3 protein-coding genes are annotated in these 1,530 nt (G+C 75.8%); 2 read left to right on the top strand and 1 reads right to left on the bottom strand.

The window, feature by feature from the left end:
* Window positions 1–831 (top strand): molybdopterin molybdotransferase MoeA (locus tag HW577_RS24835; protein ID WP_198378765.1); only part of this gene is annotated, 831 nt, incomplete at its 5' end.
* Window positions 831–1,181, top strand: coding sequence for a DUF3592 domain-containing protein (locus HW577_RS24830; RefSeq protein WP_198378764.1), 351 nt, complete (start codon window positions 831–833; stop codon window positions 1,179–1,181). The genes HW577_RS24835 and HW577_RS24830, both read left to right, overlap by 1 nt.
* On the opposite strand, the gene HW577_RS24825 is transcribed toward HW577_RS24830, so the two are convergent.
* On the bottom strand, window positions 1,173–1,530 hold a 358-nt coding region (locus HW577_RS24825), incomplete at its 5' end, for a C45 family peptidase (RefSeq protein ID WP_198378763.1). The genes HW577_RS24830 and HW577_RS24825 overlap by 9 nt on opposite strands.

Raw genomic sequence — 1,530 nt, 5'->3', positions numbered from 1 at the left:
GGCGAGGATGTGGCGCGCGGCAGCCTGGCGCTGCAGGCGGGGCGCCTGCTGGGGCCGGCCGAGATCGGGCTCGCCGCGGCGCTCGGCCAGGCGGGGCTGGCGGTGCGGCCGCTGCCGCGCATCGGCGTCTTCTCGACGGGCGATGAACTCGCCGAGCCGGGCCATGCGCTCGCCCCGGCGCAGACCCATGACAGCAACCGCTTCACCCTGCTCGCGCTGCTCGCCGGCTTGCCCTGTGAGGCGCGCGACCTAGGCATCCTTCCCGACGATGCGGATCGCACGGCTGCGGCGCTGGCGGACGCGGCGCGCGACCATGACCTGCTGCTGACGAGCGGCGGCGTTTCGACCGGCGAGGAGGACCATGTCCGCGCCGCGATCGAGACGGGCGGCTCGCTGGTGTTCTGGCGCCTGGCGGTGAAGCCGGGTCGGCCGGCGGCGATGGGCGTCCTGCCGAAGGCGGGGCGGGATTTCGCCGCGGGCGGCACGCCGGTGGTCGGCCTGCCGGGCAACCCGGTGGCGGCGGTGGTGTGCTTCCTGCACCTCGCGCGGCCGCTGCTGCTGCGCCTTGCCGGCGCCGAGGCCGCGCCGCTGCCGCGCTACCCGGCCATCGCGGACTTCACCTATCGCAAGAAGGCGGGGCGGCGGGAGTATGTGCGCGTCGCGCTGCGGCGCGACGGAGCGACGCTGCGCGCGGAGAAGTTCGCGCGGGAAGGGGCGGGGCTGCTGTCCTCCCTGACGCAGTCGGACGCCTTCGCCGAATTGCCGGAGGACGTGACGGCGGTCACGCCGGGCGATGCCGTGGCGGTGCTGCCCTTCGCCGGGATGCTGTAGTGGATGGCGCGGCGGCCGGGCTGATCCTGTGTCTGCTGGGCGCGCTGCTGATGCGGCGCGATGCGCGCGCGCTGGTGCGGCGCTTCGCCTGGCACCGCGCGGCAGCGACCATCCGCTTCGAGCCGGGGCCGTCCTGGCGCATCGACTTTGCCCTGCCGGACGGGCGCGCCGTCAGCTTCGTCACGCGCGACCTGCGCCTGCTGGCGCGACGTGAGGGCGATGGCCCGGTGACGATCCTCTACGACCCCAGGGCGCCGGACCGGGCGATCGACCTGCCGGGACGGCTGGGGCTCGGGTTCATCTGCGGGATGGGGCTGGTCGGGCTCGGCCTCGCGGCCCTGCTACGGTAGCGACAGGATTGCGCTGACGCGGCGCTCCCCCTCATGCGCCACCAGCTCGATCCGCCCCTCCGTCGGGCGCATCACCGCCGCCAGCCGCGTGCCGTGGTTCAGCAAGGGCGGCGCGAGCCAGTCGAAGTCGTCTGGCACGGCGCCGCCGGCGACGATCTCCGCCATGCGGGTCATGCGCGGCGCGCTCTCGATCCAGCGCGGCGCGCCCGGCAGGTCCACTGATGCCCAGTGGTTCGCCGCCGCCAGCCCGGGGCCGCCGCGGACCGCGGTGTGGTCGCGAGCGCGCTCCACCACCGCCGCCTCGCCCGGCCGCGCGCCCGCGATGGTGAAGGTCACCGCCGCCGCGAGC

The organism is Neoroseomonas rubea (assembly GCF_016106015.1).
GTDB classification, from domain to species: domain Bacteria; phylum Pseudomonadota; class Alphaproteobacteria; order Acetobacterales; family Acetobacteraceae; genus Neoroseomonas; species Neoroseomonas rubea.
This window is presented reverse-complemented; position numbering and strand designations above follow the sequence as displayed.